General features: G+C 66.2%; 20 protein-coding genes. 10 read left to right on the forward strand and 10 right to left on the reverse strand.

The features are described 5' to 3' along the window. Positions 1 to 23: 23 nt before the first annotated feature. Together boxC and E5S69_RS04685 are read right to left on the reverse strand one after the other, a co-directional pair. Positions 24 to 1,682 (reverse strand): 2,3-epoxybenzoyl-CoA dihydrolase, encoded by a 1,659-nt coding sequence (gene boxC, locus E5S69_RS04680; RefSeq protein WP_171513819.1) that lies wholly within the window; start codon positions 1,680 to 1,682, stop codon positions 24 to 26. Positions 1,683 to 1,842: 160 nt separating this feature from the next. Next, positions 1,843 to 2,805, reverse strand: a complete 963-nt coding sequence (locus tag E5S69_RS04685; protein ID WP_171513820.1) for a helix-turn-helix transcriptional regulator — start codon at positions 2,803 to 2,805, stop codon at positions 1,843 to 1,845. 90 nt (positions 2,806 to 2,895) lie between these two features. On the opposite strand from E5S69_RS04685, the gene E5S69_RS04690 reads away from it, so the two are divergent. From E5S69_RS04690 to E5S69_RS04705, 4 genes are all read left to right on the forward strand, one after another. Continuing rightward, positions 2,896 to 3,360: a DUF4863 family protein gene (locus E5S69_RS04690; RefSeq protein WP_171513821.1), complete on the forward strand. Its 465-nt coding sequence runs from the start codon at positions 2,896 to 2,898 to the stop codon at positions 3,358 to 3,360. 9 nt (positions 3,361 to 3,369) lie between these two features. Further along, a complete protein-coding gene (locus E5S69_RS04695) occupies positions 3,370 to 4,917 on the forward strand; it encodes a 3,4-dehydroadipyl-CoA semialdehyde dehydrogenase (protein ID WP_171513822.1) in 1,548 nt (515 codons plus the stop codon). Positions 4,918 to 5,001: 84 nt separating this feature from the next. After that, positions 5,002 to 6,606, forward strand: a complete 1,605-nt coding sequence (locus E5S69_RS04700; protein WP_171513823.1) for a benzoate-CoA ligase family protein — start codon at positions 5,002 to 5,004, stop codon at positions 6,604 to 6,606. Positions 6,607 to 6,655: 49 nt separating this feature from the next. Then, a complete protein-coding gene (locus tag E5S69_RS04705; protein ID WP_171513824.1) occupies positions 6,656 to 8,023 on the forward strand; it encodes an MFS transporter in 1,368 nt (455 codons plus the stop codon). A gap of 104 nt (positions 8,024 to 8,127) precedes the next feature. Here the strand turns inward: E5S69_RS04705 and ycaC are convergent, their stop codons facing one another. Continuing rightward, positions 8,128 to 8,754 (reverse strand): isochorismate family cysteine hydrolase YcaC, encoded by a 627-nt coding sequence (gene ycaC / locus E5S69_RS04710; RefSeq protein WP_171513825.1) that lies wholly within the window; start codon positions 8,752 to 8,754, stop codon positions 8,128 to 8,130. A gap of 86 nt (positions 8,755 to 8,840) precedes the next feature. Next, positions 8,841 to 9,518, reverse strand: coding sequence for a hydrolase (locus tag E5S69_RS04715; RefSeq protein ID WP_116602618.1), 678 nt, complete (start codon positions 9,516 to 9,518; stop codon positions 8,841 to 8,843). Positions 9,519 to 9,667: 149 nt separating this feature from the next. Here E5S69_RS04715 and E5S69_RS04720 point away from each other — a divergent pair, with 149 nt between their 5' ends. From E5S69_RS04720 to E5S69_RS04735, 4 genes are all read left to right on the forward strand, one after another. Then, a complete protein-coding gene (locus E5S69_RS04720) occupies positions 9,668 to 10,576 on the forward strand; it encodes a LysR family transcriptional regulator (protein WP_171513826.1) in 909 nt (302 codons plus the stop codon). A 448-nt stretch (positions 10,577 to 11,024) separates the two neighbouring features. Continuing rightward, positions 11,025 to 11,258: an isochorismatase gene (locus E5S69_RS04725; protein WP_171513827.1), complete on the forward strand. Its 234-nt coding sequence runs from the start codon at positions 11,025 to 11,027 to the stop codon at positions 11,256 to 11,258. Between the two features lie 106 nt (positions 11,259 to 11,364). Further along, positions 11,365 to 11,586, forward strand: a complete 222-nt coding sequence (gene infA / locus E5S69_RS04730) for a translation initiation factor IF-1 (protein ID WP_008646230.1) — start codon at positions 11,365 to 11,367, stop codon at positions 11,584 to 11,586. Between the two features lie 85 nt (positions 11,587 to 11,671). After that, a complete protein-coding gene (locus E5S69_RS04735) occupies positions 11,672 to 11,926 on the forward strand; it encodes a translation initiation factor 1 (protein ID WP_171513828.1) in 255 nt (84 codons plus the stop codon). Between the two features lie 46 nt (positions 11,927 to 11,972). On the opposite strand, the gene E5S69_RS04740 is transcribed toward E5S69_RS04735, so the two are convergent. The 4 genes from E5S69_RS04740 to E5S69_RS04755 form a co-directional block, all read right to left on the reverse strand. Continuing rightward, entirely contained in the window at positions 11,973 to 12,347 is a 375-nt protein-coding gene (locus tag E5S69_RS04740) for a hypothetical protein (protein ID WP_171513829.1), read from the reverse strand. 102 nt (positions 12,348 to 12,449) lie between these two features. Beyond that, entirely contained in the window at positions 12,450 to 12,776 is a 327-nt protein-coding gene (locus E5S69_RS04745) for a hypothetical protein (protein WP_171513830.1), read from the reverse strand. A 67-nt stretch (positions 12,777 to 12,843) separates the two neighbouring features. Next, the gene (locus E5S69_RS04750; RefSeq protein ID WP_171513831.1) at positions 12,844 to 13,143 is read right to left on the reverse strand and encodes a hypothetical protein; all 300 of its coding nucleotides are present in this window, start codon (positions 13,141 to 13,143) and stop codon (positions 12,844 to 12,846) included. A 179-nt stretch (positions 13,144 to 13,322) separates the two neighbouring features. After that, entirely contained in the window at positions 13,323 to 13,526 is a 204-nt protein-coding gene (locus E5S69_RS04755) for a cold-shock protein (RefSeq protein WP_112775604.1), read from the reverse strand. Positions 13,527 to 13,787: 261 nt separating this feature from the next. On the opposite strand from E5S69_RS04755, the gene E5S69_RS04760 reads away from it, so the two are divergent. Beyond that, the gene (locus E5S69_RS04760) at positions 13,788 to 14,015 is read left to right on the forward strand and encodes a hypothetical protein (protein WP_171513832.1); all 228 of its coding nucleotides are present in this window, start codon (positions 13,788 to 13,790) and stop codon (positions 14,013 to 14,015) included. Positions 14,016 to 14,098: 83 nt separating this feature from the next. Here E5S69_RS04760 and E5S69_RS04765 read toward each other — a convergent pair whose 3' ends face one another. Further along, positions 14,099 to 16,336 carry an NADP-dependent isocitrate dehydrogenase gene (locus tag E5S69_RS04765; protein WP_171513833.1) on the reverse strand — a complete coding sequence of 746 codons (2,238 nt, stop codon included), beginning with the start codon at positions 16,334 to 16,336 and terminating at the stop codon, positions 14,099 to 14,101. A gap of 348 nt (positions 16,337 to 16,684) precedes the next feature. On the opposite strand from E5S69_RS04765, the gene E5S69_RS04770 reads away from it, so the two are divergent. Next, positions 16,685 to 18,055: an esterase-like activity of phytase family protein gene (locus tag E5S69_RS04770; RefSeq protein WP_171513834.1), complete on the forward strand. Its 1,371-nt coding sequence runs from the start codon at positions 16,685 to 16,687 to the stop codon at positions 18,053 to 18,055. Positions 18,056 to 18,123: 68 nt separating this feature from the next. Here the strand turns inward: E5S69_RS04770 and E5S69_RS04775 are convergent, their stop codons facing one another. After that, complete coding sequence (locus E5S69_RS04775) at positions 18,124 to 19,665, reverse strand: methyl-accepting chemotaxis protein (protein WP_171513835.1); 1,542 nt, start codon at positions 19,663 to 19,665, stop codon at positions 18,124 to 18,126. Positions 19,666 to 19,871 lie beyond the last annotated feature (206 nt).

Below are 19,871 nucleotides of genomic sequence, written 5' to 3' on the forward strand. Positions count from 1 at the left end.
TCGGTATGCGTTCAGGGGGGCGGTCAGACCCGGTTCCAGTCGAAGGCGGCCTTGTCGCCCTTGCCGTAGACTTTCAGGGCGCCCTTGTCGCCGACCGCGTTGGGGCGCTGGAAGATCCAGTTCTGCCACGCGGTCAGGCGGCCGAAGATGCGGGTGAACATGTTTTCCTGGCCGTTGAAGCGCAGGTTGGCTTCCATGCCGGTCAAGGCATCGGGCGACATCGCCACGCGCTCTTCCAGCGCGATGCGCACTTCGTCGGCCCAGTCGATGTCATCCGGGTTGGCGGTGACCAGGCCCAGTGCGTAGGCGGCGTCGGCGTCGAGCGGCTGGCCTGCCCTGGCGCGTACCGCGTCCAGCGCGGGCTGCTCGTCGTAGAAGCGGCGGCCCAGGCGGCTCTGGCCGGTGGCCATCGGGTACAGGCCGAAGTTGACGTCGGCTACGGTGATCTTCGGCGCGCGCGCCTCGTCGTCGGGCAGCGCCAGGTGGTAGCTGCGGTCGCAGGCCAGCGCCAGCTCCAGGAAGGTGCCGGCAAAGCATGACTGCGGCTCGATCAGCGCGAACAGGCTGCGCGACGACACGTCCAGGCGGCTCAGCGTGCGGCGCAGCAGGCCGATGGTTTCGCGCACGAGCCAGTGGTCCTGGTGCGCCAGCAGCGTGGCGTCGTTGGCGAGCACCGCGGCGGCGTCGCCTGCGGTCTTGATCAGCCAGGTGCCGATTTCCAGCTCATTGGTGCGCATCGACAGGATCGCGTCTTCCAGCTCGCGCGCCAGTTGCAGCGGGTACCAGGCGGCGCCGGCAGCGACGATCGCTTCAATGTCTTGCGGCTGCGCACCGGTGGGCGCGTTCACCGTGAAGGTGGCGGTGCGGCCGCCGCGGTCGATTTCGACCGTGACATACGTATAGCGCAGCGCATCGGCCTCGATGGTGCGCGCGATCGGCACGAGCGCCACGCCCTGCGCATCGGCCGGACGGTCGCTCTGCGCGGCCAGCGCCAGCGCGCGTTCCCGGACCTTCTGCGCGAACACCGCGGGCTTGGCGATATCGTCGACCAGGCGCCAGTCCTTGGCGCGCTGGCCGCGCACGCCTTCGGTGGTGGTGCAGAAGATGTCGGCGAGGTCATGACGCACATGGCGCTTGTCGGTCACGCGGGTCAGGCCGCCGGTGCCCGGCAGCACGCCCAGCAGCGGCACTTCCGGCAGGCTGACGGCCGACGAGCGGTCGTCCACCAGCAGGATCTCGTCGCAGGCCAGCGCCAGTTCATAGCCGCCGCCGGCGCAGGCGCCATTGACCGCGGCCAGGAACTTCAGGCCGCTGTGCGCCGACGAATCCTCGATGCCGTTGCGGGTCTCGTTGGTGAACTTGCAGAAGTTGACCTTCCACGCATGGCTGCTGACGCCGAGCATGAAGATATTGGCGCCGGAGCAGAACACCTTGTCCTTGCCGCTGGTGACGACCACGGTGCGCACTTCCGGATGCTCGAAACGGACGCGGTTGAGTGCGTCGTTCAGTTCGATATCGACGCCGAGGTCGTAGCTGTTGAGCTTGAGCTTGTAGCCGGGGCGCAGGCCGGCGTTCTCGTCGATGTCCACCGCCAGCGTGGCGACGGGACCGTCGAAGGCCAGCTTCAGGTGCTTGTATTGGGAAGGATCGGTCTGGTAGTCGACACGGGGGGCGGTGGTCACGGCGTGGTCTCCTCGGCGGAACTGCACTATCGTGCATGAACTGGAATCTGGCTTGAAAGAACTATAGTTCATCATGCAGATTTCGCGCAAGCATTATTGTGCAGATTTCAGAAGATGTGATCAGCCGTGCTCCCCGCGTCGGCTGATTGCGCCAGACCCATCACAACGGCATCCGCAATGCCTGCCGCACCAGTTCGCGCAGGGCGGCAAAAGTGGGCTCGAGCGGCTGCGCGCTGGTGTCCAGCGCGAACTCGGCCTTGGAATAGAAAGCGGCGCGGCCCGCCAGGATGTGCCGCAGGTCTTCCATGGCTTCCTTGCTGGCCGCCATCGGGCGGAAGTCACCCTGCGCCCGCACCCGTTCCATATGGTCTTCCGGCTCGGCCCGCAACCAGACCGTGGTGCAGTGGGCCAGCAGCAGGTTGAAGGTGGCCGGGTCCGAAACCAGGCCGCCGGGGGTGGCAATCACGGCCTCGGGATAGATCTGGATGGCCTCCTCCAGCGCGCGCCGCTCGTAGCGGCGATACGCATTCATGCCGTACAGGCCCTGGATCTCGGAAATACTGCAGCCGGCGAATTTCTCGATCTCGCGGCTCAGTTCGACAAAGGGAAAATCGAGATCCTCGGCCAGCATGCCGCCCAGCGTAGTCTTGCCGGCGCCGCGCAATCCGATCAGCGCCACGCGCGGGCTGCGCGCCGCCTGCGCCGCATTCTCGCCTCCGGTGCCCAGCATCTCGCCCACGGCAATGCGTACGCGCCGCAGCGTGGCTTCGTCGCGGTGCTCCAGCAGTTCGCGCAACAGGATCCATTCCGGCGACGACGTGGTGACGTCGCCCAGCAGCCCGGCCAGCGAGCACTGCAGCGCATCGGCAACGTGCTGCAGCACCAGGATCGAGGCGTTGCCGGAACCGTATTCGAGGTTGGCGAGGTGACGCTCGGAGACGCCAGCCGCCTGCGCGGTGGCCTTGCGGGTCAGCCCGCGGCAAGCACGGAGTTCGCGCACACGCTCGCCCAGGGAAACCAGAAAGGGATTTTTATCGTGCCCGTTCACGGCGCCGTTGTCTGAACCATGCTGCAGTTCCGCCTCCGGGGTTAACCCAGGCTCATGCAATATAGTGCTTGACATGATTTCTCCGTGGCTCTATTTTTCATACATGCACAATAATGCATGATGCCAGTGATGGCAACTGGCGAATCAGACGGAGCCCCTTTTCATATGTCCCCCACTGAATTCCGCAGCCAGATCGCGCATCTCACCGCGCAACTGGCCGGCCGCCCGCTCGATGCCGCGCTCGATGCCTGGCTCAATGCCGAACATGGCCCCGGCAGCCCTACTTACCAGCAACTGAAGGCGTCATGCCAGGCCGGCGTGGCCGAAGGCTGGCTGTGCGACCGCGGAGGCGGCGGCATTCGCTACGGCCGCATCTTCAAGCCCGCCGACGACCTGCACGGCTTTTCGGTCGACGTGGTCGACATGCAGGATGTGGCCGGTCCGCACCACACCCACCCCGAGGGCGAGATCGACCTGATCATGCCGCTCGAAGGCGAGGCGCAGTTCGACGGCCGCCCGGCCGGCTGGCTGGTGTGCCCGCCCGGCAGCGCCCATCGCCCTACCGTCAGCAACGGCCGCGCGCTGGTGCTTTACCTGCTGCCGCAAGGCCGCATCGACTTCACGCGCTGAGATTCCCCAATGACTGAACTCCTTTCCAATTACCTTGGCGGCACCTGGCAACGCGGCAGCGGTGCCGGCACCGCACTGTTCGATCCGGTGCTGGGTGACGAACTGGTGCGCGTCGACGCCACCGGCCTGGACCTTGCTGCCGGCTTCGCGTTCGCCCGCGAACAAGGCGGTGCCGCGCTGCGCGCGCTGACCTACCAGCAACGCGCCGCGCTGCTGGGCGAGGTGGTCAAGGTACTGCAGGCCAATCGCGATGCGTATTACGACATCGCCACCGCCAACAGCGGCACCGTGCGCAACGACTCCGCGGTCGACATCGACGGCGGCATCTTCACGCTGGGCACTTACGCAAAGCTGGGCGACGCGCTCGGCGAGCGGCATTACCTGCCGGACGGCGACGCGGCGCGGCTGGGCAAGGATCCGCTGTTCCAGTCGCAGCACGTGCTGGTGCCCACGCGCGGCGTGGCACTGTTCATCAATGCCTTCAATTTCCCGGCCTGGGGCCTGTGGGAGAAAGCCGCGCCGGCACTGCTGGCGGGCGTGCCGGTGATCGTCAAACCCGCTACCGCCACCGCCTGGCTGACCCAGCGCATGGTGCGCGACGTGATCGAGGCCGGGATACTGCCGGCAGGCGCGTTGTCGGTGGTGTGCGGCAGTTCCGCTGGCCTGCTCGACGCGCTGCAGCCCTTTGATGTGGTGTCGTTCACCGGCTCGGCTGATACCGCGGCGGTGATCCGCTCGCATCCGGCCATTGCCCAGCGCTCGGTGCGCGTCAACATTGAAGCGGACAGCATCAATGCCGCCGTACTGCTGCCGCAGGATGGCCACGACAGTGCCGCCTTCGACCTGCTGGCAAAGGAAGTCGTGCGCGAGATGACGGTCAAGTCCGGCCAGAAATGCACCGCGATCCGGCGCGTGTTCGTCCCCGAGGCCGTGTACGCGCAGGCCGCCGAGGCCATCGGCGCACGGCTGGCGAAGGTGACGGTGGGCAACCCGCGCAACGACACGGTACGCATGGGCGCACTGGTCAGCCGCGCACAGTTCGACGCCGTGCAGTCGGGCCTGACCCACCTGCGCCGTCATGCGCAAGTGCTGCACAACGGTGCGCGCCAGCCGCTGGTCGATGCCGACGCGGCGGTGGCCTGCTGCATCGGCCCGACGCTGCTCGGCGTGGCCGATGCGGACGCGGCCGGCGCGGTGCACGACACCGAAGTGTTCGGCCCGGTCGCCACGCTGCTGCCCTACCGCGACACGGCCCATGCGCTGGCGCTGGTGCGCCGTGGCCAGGGGTCGCTGGTGGCCTCGCTCTATGGCAGCGACGCCGGTGCGCTCGGCGCCACCGCACTGGAGCTGGCCGACAGCCATGGCCGCGTGCATGTGATTTCGCCCGACGTGGCGCAGCTGCATACCGGCCACGGCAATGTCATGCCGCAATCGCTGCACGGCGGCCCGGGTCGCGCCGGCGGCGGCGAGGAACTGGGCGGCCTGCGCGCCCTGCACTTCTATCATCGCCGCAGCGCCATCCAGGCCAGCACCGCGGTGCTCGCCACCTTCGCCTGACCATACCGCCCACCGCTTGCTCGCGCCGCTACATCCGCATGGCGGCGCGCGGCACACCGTACACCAGCAACGGGGAGACAACCCATGAACGCCACGCCCGCAGCGCCAACCGTCCGGCCGCCCGGCACGATCTTCAACTTTGCCGCGCACCTGCTCGACTGCAACGCCGGGCGCGCCGGCAAGGTCGCCTATCTCGACGACGACGGCCAGCTCACCTACGGCGAACTGGCGCAGCAAGTGCGGCAACTGGCCGCGGCGCTGCTCGGCGCCGGCATCCGCCGCGAGGAACGCGTGCTGCTGCTGATGCACGACTGCACCGACTGGCCGGTGTGCTTCCTTGGCGCGATGTACGCCGGCATCGTCCCGGTTGCCGTCAATACCCTGCTGACCGCCGACGACTACGCCTACATGCTGCAGCACAGCCGCGCGCAGGCGGTGCTGGTGTCGGCGGCGCTGCTGCCAGTGTTGCAGGACGCGCTGGCGCGGCCCGGGCATGAGGTGCGGCAGGTGCTGGTATCGCGCGCGCAGGCAGCGCTGCCCGAGGGCATGGCTGCGCTGCAGACGGCGCTTGCCGCGCATGCGCCGCTGCAGGCGCCCGCCGCCACCGGTTGCGACGACCCCGGCTTCTGGCTCTACTCGTCCGGCTCGACCGGCCAGCCCAAGGGCGTGGTGCACAGCCACGGCAACCCCTACTGGACCGCGGCGCTCTATGCCGGGCCGGTGCTCGGCCTGCGCGAGCACGACATCTGCTTCTCCGCGGCCAAACTGTATTTCGCTTACGGGCTGGGCAACGGCCTCAGCTTTCCGCTCAGCGTCGGCGCCACGGTGGTGCTGACGGCCGAGCGGCCCACGCCCGAGGCCACCTTCCGCCGCTGGCTGCAGCACCAGCCCACGGTGTTCTTCGGCGCGCCGACCGGATACGCCGGCCTGCTGGCGTCGCCGGCGCTGCCGGCACGCAACGAGGTGGCGCTGCGGCTGTGCTCGTCGGCCGGCGAAGCGCTGCCGGCGGAGATCGGCGAGCGTTTCACCGCGCATTTCGGCTGCGAGATCATCGACGGCATCGGTTCCACCGAGATGCTGCACATCTTCCTGTCCAACCGTCCCGGCCAGGTCCGCTACGGCACCACCGGCTGGCCGGTGCCGGGCTACACCATCGAGTTGCGCGACGAAGACGGACGCCCCGTGCCCGACGGCGAAATCGGCGACCTGTATATCCAGGGCCCCAGCGCCGCGATGATGTACTGGGCCAACCGGGAGAAGTCGCGCGAGACCTTCCGCGGCGGCTGGACCAAGAGCGGCGACAAGTACGTGCGCAACCCGGACGGCACCTACAGCTACGCCGGACGCAGCGACGACATGCTCAAGGTCAGCGGCATCTACGTATCGCCGTTCGAAGTCGAGGCCACGCTGGTGCAGCACCCCGCCGTACTGGAGGCCGCGGTGATCGGCGTGCCCGACCAGGACGGGCTGGTCAAGACCAAGGCCTTCGTGGTGCTGAAGGCGGGCGCGCAACTGGATGAAAGCGAGCTGAAGGCCTTCGTCAAGGAACGGCTGGCCGCCTACAAGTACCCGCGCGCGATTGCGTTCGTCGAGGCACTGCCCAAGACCGCCACCGGCAAGATCCAGCGCTTCATGCTGCGCGAACAAGAACTGCAGGCCGCCGCAGAGCGCGCCGCGGCGGTGGCGTGAGCGGCGACGCCGCCCGCCCCCGCCATCCCACCCATCCCGGAGACAAACCATGCGTCAGATCGATGTCCACCAGTTGGCCGACTCGGCCCGCTTCAATCGCTTCCATGCGCTCATCCTGTTCTGGTGCGCGCTGATTATCATCTTCGACGGCTATGACCTGGCGGTGGCGGGCATCGCCCTGCCATCGATCATGAAGGAAATGGGCGTGACCGCCACCAGCGCGGGCTTCATGGTCAGCTCGGCGCTGTTCGGCATGATGTTCGGCGCCATCTTTCTCGGCACCGTGGCCGACCGCATCGGGCGCCGGCGCGCCATCGCCATCTGCATCGCGCTGTTCAGCGTGTTCACCGCGATCGCCGGTCTGACCAGCGACCCGGTCAGCTTCAGTGTCACGCGCTTCCTGGCGGGGCTGGGCATCGGCGGGGTGATGCCCAACGTGGTGGCACAGATGACCGAGTACTCGCCACGCAAGCTGCGCGGCACGCTGGTGACGCTGATGTTCAGTGGCTATTCGGTCGGCGGCATGCTGGCCGCGCTGCTGGGCAAGGGGCTGATCGAAAGCTACGGCTGGCAGTCGGTGTTCCTGGCCGCGGGCCTGCCAGTGGTGCTGATTCCGCTGGTGCTGCGCGGGCTGCCGGAGTCGATGCCTTACCTGATCCGCACTGGCCAGAGCGCGGCGCTGCAGGCGGTGGTGTCGCGGCTCGCGCCGTCGCATCGCGCGCAGGCCGGCGACGTCTTTGTCCTGCCCGCGGACGAGGGCGCTGCCAGCGCAGCCGGCAGCGCGCCCATCCGCCGTTTGTTTCAGGACGGCCGCGGCGTCAGCACGGTGATGTTCTGGGTCGCGTTCTTCATGTGCCTGTTCATGGTGTACGCGCTCAGTTCGTGGCTGGCCAAGCTGATGGCGGGCGCGGGCTACAGCCTGGGCTCGGCGCTGACCTTCGTGCTGGTGCTGAACTTCGGCGCGATGCTCGGCGCCATCGGCGGCGGCTGGCTGGCCGACCGCCTGCCGATCAAGCACGTGCTGATCGGCATGTATGCACTCGCGGCGGTGTCGATCACGCTGCTGGGCTATCCCATGCCCAGCGCCGCGCTGTTCGTGGTGGTGGGCCTGGCGGGCGCTTCCACCATCGGCACGCAGATCGTCACCTATGCCTACGCGGGCCAGTTCTACCCGATGGCGGTGCGCGGCACCGGTATCGGCTGGGCCTCCGGCGTGGGACGCAGCGGTGCCATCCTGGCGCCGATCGTGATTGGGGTGCTGGTGGGGATGTCGCTGCCGCTGCAGCAGAACTTCATGGCGATGGCGATCCCGGCGGTGATCGCGGTGGGGGCGGTGTCGATGATCAACCCCCGCAGGTCGGCGTCGGCGCAGGCGCAAGCGGTTGCGCCGGTGCGGGCGGCTGTGAGGGAAGCCTGAGGGAACTGGCTTGCTGCTCGGGTCCACCCGCGTGCCATCTGTTTGCGCTCTCTCCCGCACGCGAGAGAGAGAGCGCAAACCAGCGGCGTGCCGCCGGGCGTGGCCTACTTGCTGCCCTTCACCGTCGTATAGGCCGTGATCAGGTTCCGGTAATCCGGGATATGGTTCGAGAACAGCGTGCCCAGGCCCTCGATGTCATTGCGCCAGTCGCGGTGCAGTTCGCACGCCACGCCGAACCACGTCATCAGCTGCGCGCCGGCGTCCGACATCCGCTGCCAGGCCGAGTCGCGCGTGATTTGGTTGAAGGTGCCCGAGGCATCGGTCACGACGAACACTTCAAAGCCCTCTTCGATCGCCGCCAGCGCCGGGAAGGCGACGCACACTTCGGTGACCACGCCGGCGATCAGCAGCTGCTTCTTGCCGGTGGCGCGCACCGCCGCGACGAAGTCTTCGTTATCCCAGGCATTGATCTGGCCGGGGCGCGGAATAAACGGCGCATCCGGGAACATGGCCTTGAGCTCGGGCACCAGCGGCCCGTTGGGGCCGTCCTCGAAACTGGTGGTCAGCACCGTCGGCAGCTTGAAGTACTTGGCCAGGTCGGCCAGCGCCAGCACGTTGTTCTTGAACTTGTCCGGCTCGATGTCCCGCACCAGCGACAGCAGGCCGGCCTGGTGGTCGACCATCAGCACGGCAGCCTGGTTCTTGTCCAGGCGCTTGTAGGGCTTACTCATGGCGTGCTCCTGTGGAGAAATTGCGGGTGCGGCCAGGGGTCCCTTGCCGCGCCCATGTTGAAATGCAGTGGCTGCAGCTCAGGAGGTTAACGCTGGGAGTCCAGCACCTCGTGCTTCTTCTCGACTTCCTGCGCCTTCATGTAGCTCTCGATCAGCAGCTGGTATGCGGGGAAGATCTTGGTGTAGACCTCGGCCCATTGCTGCGCGTCCGGGCGGTTCCAGCTCTGCTGCAGCTCCGAGGCCACGGCCGCGGTATCCATCGGCACCACGCCGGCCTGGACGATGCGCGCCAGGGTGATCTCCTGCGCCATCTTGGAATAGGTGCCCGAGGCGTCCACCACCGCGAATACCTTGTAGCCGTCAGCCACCGCGCTGATCGACGGGAACGCCATGCACACGCTGGTGATGGTGCCGGCGATGATCAGGGTCTTCTTGCCGGTTTCGCGCACCGCGGCGACAAAGTCGGGGTTGTCCCAGGCGTTGATCTCGCCTTTGCGGGCGACGTATTTGGCATGCGGGGCGTTCTCATGGATCTCGGGGATCAGCGGGCCATTGGGGCCTTGCGGCACCGAAGCGGTGGTGATCACGGGCAGCTTGCACAGCGTCGCCATCTTGGCCAGCGCGGCGGCGCGCAAGCGCAGCTCTGGCATCGGCATGTCGCCCACGGTCTGGAACAGGCCACTCTGGTGGTCGATCAGCAGCATTGCCGTATCGGCGGGATCGATGGCCGGACGCTTGCCGTTGAAATTGGCGGGTGTGGTCATGGGGCATTCTCCTATGCGGTTGGCAAAACCGGCGGACCGGATCATCCGGAACCGACCGTGTTGGGAAAGCATAGGACTTGGCAAATGCCACCGGTAGGCCGGAAAATCTGCCTTCAGCGTCCTACTGGCAGGACGACAGGAGCCACCTTTTGCATCCGGACTTCAATGACCTGTACTACTTCGCGCAGGTAGTCGACCACCAGGGTTTTGCGCCGGCCGGGCGCGTGCTGGGCGTTCCCAAGTCCAAGCTCAGCCGGCGCGTGGCCCTGCTGGAAGAGCGTCTGGGGGTGCGCCTGATCCAGCGCTCGACGCGGCGCTTTTCGGTAACGGAACTGGGGCAGACCTATTACGCCCATTGCAAGGCCATGCTGGTCGAGGCCGAGGCCGCCGAAAGCGCGATCGAGCAAAGCCGCGCCGAGCCCAGCGGCCTGGTGCGCATGACCTGCCCGGTGGCCCTGCTGCACGCGCGCGTGGGCGAGATGGTGGCAGACTTCATGGCGGCCAATCCCAAGGTCATCGTGCACCTGGAGGCCACCAACCGGCGCGTCGACGTGGTCGCCGAGGGCATCGACCTGGCCGTGCGCGTGCGCGTGCCGCCGCTGGAAGACAGCGACCTGGTGATGCGGGTGCTGGCCCAGCGCGCCTGGTGCTTTGTCGCAAGCCCGGCGCTGCTGGCCGGACACGGGCCGCTGCTGGCGCCGGCGGACCTGAATGCCTTGCCCACGCTGGACCTGGGTCCGCCCCGGCCGTCGCACACGTGGTCGCTGTACGGGCCCGGCGGCGCCAGCGCCGAACTGCACCACAAGCCGCGGCTGGTGACTGACGACATGATCATGCTGCGCACCGCCGCGGTGGCCGGCGCCGGCATCGTCCAGCTGCCGGTGATGATGATGACCGACGAACTGCGCGATGGCCGCCTGGTGAAGGTGCTGCCGGAATGGTCGGTCAAGGGCGGCGTGATCCATGCCGTGTTTCCGTCGCGGCGCGGGTTGCTGCCGTCGGTGCGGGAGCTGATCGATTTCCTGTCGCAACGCTTCGCGCAGCTCAACGAGCCCTGAGCGCTGCAGCGCACCCGCGCCAGGGACACCGCCCGTCATGCGGGCAGGCTTGGCCCGGAAGTGGTATGATGCGGGGTCGCAGATCAGATCGGCAACGCCAGACTCCTGCACGTCTGCCGCAGATCTCTCCACTGCAAGCACTTCAGCAGCGGCATATCAGGCGCAAACCCGGACCGATACCCGGTGCGTCTTCGGGCCAGACGGCCCATCACCCTTTTCCGACCGGCGGCTGGTCCGCTCCGCAACGATGGCCCGTACCCTGCACCGGTACGCCGGCGCATCGGCTTGCGCAGGCATGGTCCACTTCACGCCAGAGGCAACGCCCGTGCTGCCGCGCGGGCCAGACCCTGGCACATCGCAACGGCTGACGGCCACCACCGCGCCACCCGCCGCATCGGCATGCCGATGCAGCGTGCCGCCACGGCCGCGCCCATGAACGGGTAACCCATTGAATCGAGTCAACACCATCCAGCACAGCCCCTATACCGTTTCCGTCTATCCGATCGAGCAGGAACCCGGCCTCTGGTTCGCGACCTACATGATTGCGGAATACCGCAATGGCGCCGAACGCATCGTGGCCAACGTGTCCATGCGCCACGACACCCACCGCTCCGAAGCCCGCGCCAGGCAGGCTGCCCGCCGCGCTGGCGAACATGCCGCAGCGCGGCTGCGCCTGCAGTAAGCGGCGGCGAGCCGCACTCAGCCCCACCCCCTCGGTCCGCCGCCATCGGCTGGCCGCCACCCCCCAAGCACGCGCACAAGCCGCGTGGCTACAGCAAGGAGTCCCCTTGGCAAAAGAAGAACTGGTCGAATTTGGCGGCAAGGTGTCGGAAGTACTGCCCGACAACCGCTTTCGCGTGATCCTGGAGAACGGCTTCGAAGTCTGGGCGTATTCGTCCGGCCGGCTGAAGAAGAACCGCATCCGCGTGCTGGCGGGCGATCGCGTCACGCTGGAGATGTCGCCCTACGACCTGACCAAGGGCCGCATCAACTATCGGCACAAGTCGTAGCCGCACGCGCCCTTCGCCATGGCATGCGCCGCAGCGGCGCGTGCCATCCCGCAACGCCTCATCCCTCAATCAAGGAGAACCGATCATGTCCGTCATCGAAGAATGGGAAGCCCTGCACCTGACGCCGGAAGGCTGGCAGCCGGGCAGCTACCGGCATGCGCCTTGGCAGGCCGTTGAAGTCGCGCCGCCCGCGGCGGGCGTGCTGACGGTCAGGCGGCACGTGACCGCCACCTATTGCGGGCCGTCGCGCGCGGTGGAAGACCGCACCCCCGAGATCACCGACATGGCGCTGATCGAAGCGCTGCTTGAGCGCCACGGCGACCCGGTATTCAAGATCTGAGCCGGGTGCGGGTCGGCGCTACCGTTGCGGCTGGCGCACTGACACGTCAGCCAAGCACGCGCACATGCGGCCGGGCCGTCCTGAGCCCGGCCCCGACCGACCGCAATTCGCCGTCCCATGAGGCGGCGGCCAGATCCAGCACGTAGTCGCCCTCGCGCGCCTTGTCATGCAGCTGGTCGCGCACCACCTGGCCGATGGCCAGGCGGCACAACGCCTCGCCGCTGGTGGCAAGCTCGCCGCGCAATGTCGCCGGGTCGGTCAGCACGCCGAACGAACGCCGCCCCACGCCCACGAAGCTGGTGAACAGCACGCCGGTGGGACGCTCCGCATCGATAAAGCAGATGGCCACGTGGTAGGTGATGCCTTTGCCCTCGCCGGGCAACGTGCACAGAAAACCGGATGATCCCGTACGCATGTCCATGAACGGACTCCTTGCAGTCTGACGGATGACGCCGCGCGCCTCCGGTTGTGCAGCGGGCCGGAAGGACCGGCACGCTGCAAACACCGGCGCCTGGAGCGGCGCCTACAGCGACGCCACCGATTCGCCGGCAACCAGCCCGTTGATGATGTCTTCGCCGAACTGCAGCGCGCCGCGGCGCGCCGAGCCGATATTCTCCCAGCGCGACTCGCCCACGGGAAACACGCGCGCATGGTCTTCGCCGGGGCGATAGCCTTCGCGGCAAATCACGATGGAAGCCAGGAAACTGTTGTCGGGCTTGATGCGCGGCCAGCCTTGCGTAGGCCGGTGGCGGTAAACCAGGGGGTACAGATCAAAACCCTTGTAGCTGGCAAAGGGCGTGCTGCCGGGAACATTGTTGCCGGGACTGCGGCTGGGACTGCTGTCGCTCACGACGGCTCCATGCGGCATCGTGCCGCGTTGATGGGGAAGAAAATCCAGGACTGGCGCCAGGCCTGACTCAGGAGGCAGGCAAAGCGGACGATGCCACCGAAAGCCCCGGCACCGCGCCGTTAATGATGGCCTCGGCATAGCGCAGCACACCACGGCGTGCACCACCGACGTTGTCCCACGGCGTGGCGACCAGGCGGAACGTGCGCGCTTGCGCGCCTTCCGGCGACTCGCCTTCGAGGCAGATCACCACCGCCGCATCGAACGAGCGGTCGGGCCGCGGCTCTGGCCACACGCGTGTGATGGTGTGCTTGTACACCAGGGGGTAAAGGTCATACCCCTTGTAAGTCGCAGCCGGATAGATATCCATGGCAGCCTCCGCCGGGATGGTGGTGTTGCCCCCACTCTACGCCTGTTGAAGGGTGCGCAGTGGCTTTATTTCGCCATCGGCGAGCCTCATGGCGGCCAAAATAAAAAAGCTCCGCCATGGCGGAGCTTCTTTTCATCGAACTGGCGCTGGGGCGCTCAGCTCAACAGGTTCGGTGCAATTCAGATCGGCTCGATCTTGGTTGCGGCCGGGCCCTTCTGGCCGACGCCGGCAACGTAACGCACCTTCTGGCCTTCTGCCAGCGACTTGAAGCCGTTGCCCTGGATTTCGGAGAAGTGCGCGAACAGGTCGTTGCCGCCTGCATCAGGCGTAATGAAGCCAAAACCCTTCGAATCGTTGAACCACTTGACGGTACCGGTTTCCATGTTGGATTCCTCAATAAGTTTTTCTCACCGGCAAAAGCGCCGGCAAGGCATGACGATCAAGGAAGACACAAGGAGAAAAAGTGGCGCCGTGTGGGCAAGCACCTGGACTTCTAGATTGCTGCTTGAAAGATCCTGCATCCACCCTTATACAGGTCGCCCCCTGCCATGTCAATAAACTTCACCCGAAAGTGCGGATTGAGGGTCTCCCCGCCCGATTGCGGCAGCGTGCTACAGTGGCCCATCGAACGGAACCACACACGGATGACACTCTGCACTGCCTGCCAGGCTATCGAACGCCATGTGCGCGGCGCCCCCGGGCACGCCGCGCTGCGCATCACCGATACCCAACGCATCAAGCCGCCGCGCTCTGCGGCCGTCACCATCAGCAGCTTTGTCTGCCAGGACTGCGGCGCCCTGTGGACTTACCGCGACCAGAAGAGCGGCCCGGAACAGGGTTGGGACATCGTTACGGAAACACAGCAGCCATAGGCGGACTTGCCGCGCAAAGAAAAAACCCCGGACGAGGGTCCGGGGTTTTGGGTTAGTGCCGGCCCGCAAGGCGGACCGACAGCTCAGGCTGCGACCGAGGCCAGCGCGGCGTTGAGCGTCTGGCTCGGGCGCATCGCAGCGCTGAGCTTGGCGGCGTCCGGCTGGTAGTAGCCGCCGATGTCCACCGGCTGGCCCTGCACCGCAGCGAGTTCACCGACAATCTTCTTCTCGTTGTCGGCCAGCGTCTTTGCCAGCGGCGCGAACCTGGCGGCCAGTTCCGCGTCGTCCGACTGCGCGGCCAGTTCCTGGGCCCAGTACATCGCCAGATAGAACTGGCTGCCGCGGTTGTCCAGCTCGCCGGTCTTGGGCGACGGGCTCTTGTTGTTGTCGAGCAGCTTGCCGGTGGCGGCGTCGAGCGTCTTGGCCAGGATCTTGGCGCGGGCGTTGCCGGTCTTGATGCCGACGTCTTCCAGCGACACCGCCAGCGCCAGGAACTCGCCGAGCGAATCCCAGCGCAGGTGGTTCTCTTCCACCAGTTGCTTGACATGCTTCGGCGCCGAGCCGCCGGCGCCCGTTTCATACATGCCGCCACCGGCCATCAGCGGCACGATCGACAGCATCTTGGCGCTGGTGCCCAGTTCCATGATCGGGAACAGGTCGGTCAGGTAGTCGCGCAGGATGTTGCCGGTCACCGAGATGGTGTCCAGGCCGCGGATCACGCGTTCCAGCGTATAGCGCATGGCGCGCACCTGCGACATGATCTGGATGTCGAGGCCGGTGGTGTCGTAGTCCTTCAGGTAGGTCTCGACCTTCTTGATCAGCTCGGCCTCGTGCGGACGGTACGGGTCCAGCCAGAACACCGCCGGCATGCCCGAGTTGCGCGCACGCGTGACGGCCAGCTTGACCCAGTCGCGGATCGGCGCGTCCTTGACCTGGCACATGCGCCAGATGTCGCCCGCTTCCACGTTCTGCGTCAGCAGCACTTCACCGGTGGCCAGGTCGACGATATTGGCGACGCCGTCTTCGGCGATCTCGAAGGTCTTGTCGTGCGAGCCGTACTCTTCGGCCTTCTGCGCCATCAGACCGACGTTCGGCACGGTGCCCATGGTGGTCGGGTCGAAATTGCCGTTGGTCTTGCAGAAGTTGATGATTTCCTGGTAGATGCGGGCGAAGGTGCTTTCCGGGATCACCGCCTTGGTGTCCTTCGGACGGCCGTCGGCGCCCCACATCTTGCCGCCGATGCGGATCATGGCGGGCATCGAGGCATCGACGATCACGTCGTTCGGCGCGTGCAGGTTCGAGATGCCCTTGGCCGAATCCACCATCGCCAGTTCCGGGCGATGCTCGTGGCAGGCGTGCAGGTCGCGGATGATCTCTTCGCGCTTGGAGCTGGGCAGCGACTCGATCTTCTCGTACAGGTTGACCAGGCCGTTGTTGACGTTGACGCCCAGTTCATCGAACAGCGCGCCGTGCTTGGCGAAGGCCTCCTTGTAGAAGATCTTGACGGCGTGGCCGAACACGATCGGGTGCGACACCTTCATCATGGTCGCCTTGACGTGCAGCGACAGCATCACGCCGGTCTTGCGCGCGTCTTCGAACTGCTCTTCATAGAAGGCGCACAGGGCCTTCTTGCTCATGAACATGCTGTCGATGATCTCGCCGTCCAGCAGCGACACCTTGGGCTTGAGCACGATGGTCTTGCCGCTCTTGGTGAGCAGCTCCATCTTGACGTCGCGGGCCTTGTCGAGCGTCATCGACTTTTCGCCGTGATAGAAGTCGCCGTGCTTCATGTGGGCCACGTGCGTGCGCGAGGCCATGCTCCACTCGCCCATGCTGTGCGGGTGCTTGCGCGCGTAGTTCTTGACCGCGGCCGGGGCGCGGCGGTCGGAATTACCTTCGCGCAGGACCGGGTTCACGGCGCTGCCCAGGCACTTGGAATAGCGCTTCTGGATGGCCTTTTCTTCGTCGGTCTTCGGGTCTTCCGGATAGTCGGGCACCTTGTAGCCCTTGCCCTGCAGTTCGCGGATGGCGCTGACCAGCTGATGCACCGAGGCCGAGATGTTCGGCAGCTTGATGATGTTGGTGTCCGGCAGCTGCGTCAGCTTGCCCAGCTCGGCCAGGTTGTCCGGCACGCGCTGTGCTTCGGTCAGGAATTCGGGGAACTCGCCCAGGATACGGCCGGCCACCGAGATATCGCTGGTGGTCACGTTGATGCCGGCCGGCTTGGTGAAGGTCTGGATGATCGGGAGGAACGCACTGGTCGCCAGCAGCGGGGCTTCGTCGGTCAGCGTGTAGATGATGGTGGGTTGCTGGGTACTCATTGGTTCTCTCAGATCCTCTATCGGTGGGTAGGACTTCTGCCTGCCGGGTCACGGTCAGGGCAACAAACTCGGCGAAAAGTAGAATTTTGCCTCAGTTTGCTTTCAGGAATCTGAAAACCAACGCATTTTGCGCGGCAATCGGAAAGAAAATCGGGCCGGCGTCCAGCCTGGCGGCGCCAGCTTTCGCCCATTGCACCCGAACGGTGCCGGTCCAGCATTCGATTTGACACTTCGGGACAAGTTGGTGCCAAGCGGGTCATGCTTGAAGTGCGCCCGACGGATCACAGAGCTGTCAAACTGGGCGCCGACAATGTTGGCTTTTGTCCTCTCAACGCCAAGGAACCGTTCATGTCCCACCCTTTGCCTGCCCTGCCGCTTGCCCGGCTCACCGTGGCCGCGGCGCTGCTTGGCGCGCTGCCCGCATGGGCCGATGCGCCCGAAGCCTTCCCCGCCACGCTCGCCGGCCATGCGGTGCTGCCCGCGCAAACCTTGCTGGCCGCGCCCAAGGATGCTCCGGCAGATCTGCAGGTCAGCGGCAAGTTCACCACCGCGCAGCGCACGGAGGCGCCGGGCACGATTGAAGGCAAGTCCAACGGCCGGCCCACCGGCGTCTCGCTGCCATTCCGCGGCCAGCCGGCGCAGGGACATTCCGGCATCAAGCGCATGGCCGACGGCAGCTTCTGGCTGCTGACCGACAACGGCGCGGGCGCCAAGGCCAACTCGCCTGACTTCATGCTGTACCTGAACCACTATCAGGTGGATTTCGGCACCGGCCAGTTCCGGCGGCTGAAGACGATCTTCCTGCACGATCCGGACAAGAGGGTGCCGTTCCGCATCGTCCATGAGGGCACGAAGCAGCGCTACCTGACCGGCTCGGACTTCGATACCGAGAGCTTTCAGTTCGCGGGGGGCGCCATCTGGATCGGCGATGAGTTTGGCCCGTTCCTGATCAAGGCCGACATGGACGGCAAGGTGCTGGCGGTGTTCGAAACCATGGTCGACGGCAAGGTGGTGCGCTCGCCCGATCATCCGGCGGTGACCACGCCCGCCGCGCCGGACGCCGGCATCAAGTTCCAGGTGAAGCGTTCGAAGGGCTTCGAGGGCATGGCCGCGTCGCCCGACGGCAGCAAGCTGTATGCGCTGCTGGAAGGCTCGCTCTGGAACGACGCCGCGAAGCGCTACGAGAGCGAAGCCGGCAAACCCTACCTGCGCGTGCTGGAATTCGACGTGAAGCAGCAGGCCTGGACCGGCCGCCACTGGAAGTACGTGCCTGAAGACGCGAGCCACGCCATCGGCGACTTCAACATGATCGACGCCAATACCGGCCTGATCATCGAGCGCGACAACGGCGAGGGCACACCCGACAAGGCCTGCCCCGCCGGGCAGAAGCGGCCGGATTGCTTCGATGAGGTGGCGAAGTTCAAGCGGGTCTACAAGGTCGAACTGACCGACGCCAATGCCGGCGGGCCGTTGCGCAAGATCGGCTATGTCGACCTGCTGCGCATTGCCGACCCGCGCAAGCTGGCGCGCAAGCCACTGACCGATGGGATGCTGGCGTTCCCGTTCTTTACCATCGAGAACGTCGAAGTGGTCGACGCCACGCACATCGTGGTCGGCAACGACAACAACCTGCCCTTCAGCAGCAGCCGCGAACCCAATCGCGCGGATGACAATGAACTGGTGTTGCTGGAGGTCGGGGAGTTTTTGCAGGCGCGGTAGCTTCCGCTCGGCTTGGTTTCCTCCCTTCTCCCGCCTGCGGGAGAAGGGAGGAAACCAGCGGCTCGCGATCAAGCCGCGAGCCTGAACGTCGCCACCGCCTCCTTCAGCCGCTGCGCCTGCTCCTCCAGCGAACCCGCCGCCGCGGCCGCCTGTTCCACCAGGGCCGCGTTCTGCTGCGTCACCGTATCCATCTGCGTCACTGCCTGGTTCACCTGCTCGATGCCCGAGCTCTGCTCAGCCGATGCGGCGCTGATCTCGCCCATGATGTCGGTCACGCGCTTGACCGCCGCGACGATCTCTTCCATGGTCTGGCCCGACTGCGTCACCAGCATGGAGCCCTTTTCGACTCGGTCCACCGAATCGCCGATCAGTGCCTTGATCTCCTTGGCCGCGGTCGCGCTGCGCTGCGCCAGCGTTCGCACTTCGCCCGCCACCACCGCAAAGCCCCGGCCCTGCTCGCCAGCGCGCGCCGCTTCCACCGCGGCATTCAGCGCCAGGATATTGGTCTGGAACGCAATGCCCTCGATCACGGCGATGATGTCGACCACCTTCTTCGACGCGCCGTTGATCTCTGCCATGGTCTCGGCCACCTTGCCCGCGACTTCGCCGCCCTGCTCGGCGATATCCGAGGCATTGACCGCGAGCGTGCTGGCCTGGCGCGCGTTGTCGGCGTTCTGCCGCACAATGCTGGTCAGCTCTTCCATGCTGGCCGCGGTCTGCTGCAGCGACGAAGCCTGTTCCTCGGTGCGCTGAGACAGGTCGGTGTTGCCAGCCGCGATCTGGCTGGTGCCCGATACGATCGATTCGGTGCCGTCGCGCACCTGACGCACGATGCGCAGGATATTGGCGTTCATGTCCGCCAACGCCTGCAGCAACTGGCCGGTTTCGTCGCGGCTGTCGACGTCGATGCGGCTGGTGAGGTCGCCGGAAGCGACGGTGCGGGCCACGGCCACGGCGCGATGCAGCGGGCGCGTAATGCCGCTGGTCAGCCAGACCGAGAAGGCAATGCCGATACCCAGCACCACCACGCCCAGCCCGATCAGGCTATTGCGCGCGTTGACGTAGATGCCGTTGATCTCGCGTGCGGTGGCGTCGATGCTGGCGCGCTGGATGTCGAGCAGCTTCTGGATCTCGGCCAGGTAGGCGTCGCCGGCGGGGACGAATTCTTTCTCCAGCACCTGGTTGGCCTCCTCGGTCAGGCCTTCCTGCTTGAGCCTGGTGATCTTGTCGCGGCCGTTGTTATACGGCTCGCGCACGCTCAGGATCTTCTGGAACGCGGCCTTTTCCTGTTCCGAGGCAAGCAGCGGCTGCAGCTTGTCGCGCAAGGCGGCAATGCCGTCGATCGAGGCCTTGGTCTCGGCCGCGAAGAACGCGCCCAGCGATGGGTCGGCACTGCGCGCCACGGCGGTGGTGCGGCGCACGCTGGTATGCATCAGGCGGTACCAGTCACTGACCAGTCGCTCCTTGGTCAGCGGCTGTTGCATCATGGCGTGAGTGCGCTCGGCCACCTGCTGCAGCCGCAGCATGCCCAAACCCGTCATAAGCGCCGCCAGCAGCAATACCACCCCAAAACCGATGCCGAGGCGAACCCCGATACCTAGATTCTTCATATCTTCTACCTGATTAGCATTGGTCATGGCGAAGTGCTGCCGCGCACGAGACGGCTCGGCGCAGCGCTCTTCGCTCTCATCGTCCGCGGGGCGCGGGCCGGGTCGGGCCGACGCACAGGCGGGCTATGGATGCCAACGGCATGGGGGGCGCTAACTTTAGGGTCTTCCTCGATTGACGGCCAGAAGTGTGCGGATACCGGCTATAG

This window comes from Cupriavidus necator (genome assembly GCF_013141915.1).
GTDB lineage: Bacteria > Pseudomonadota > Gammaproteobacteria > Burkholderiales > Burkholderiaceae > Cupriavidus > Cupriavidus necator_B.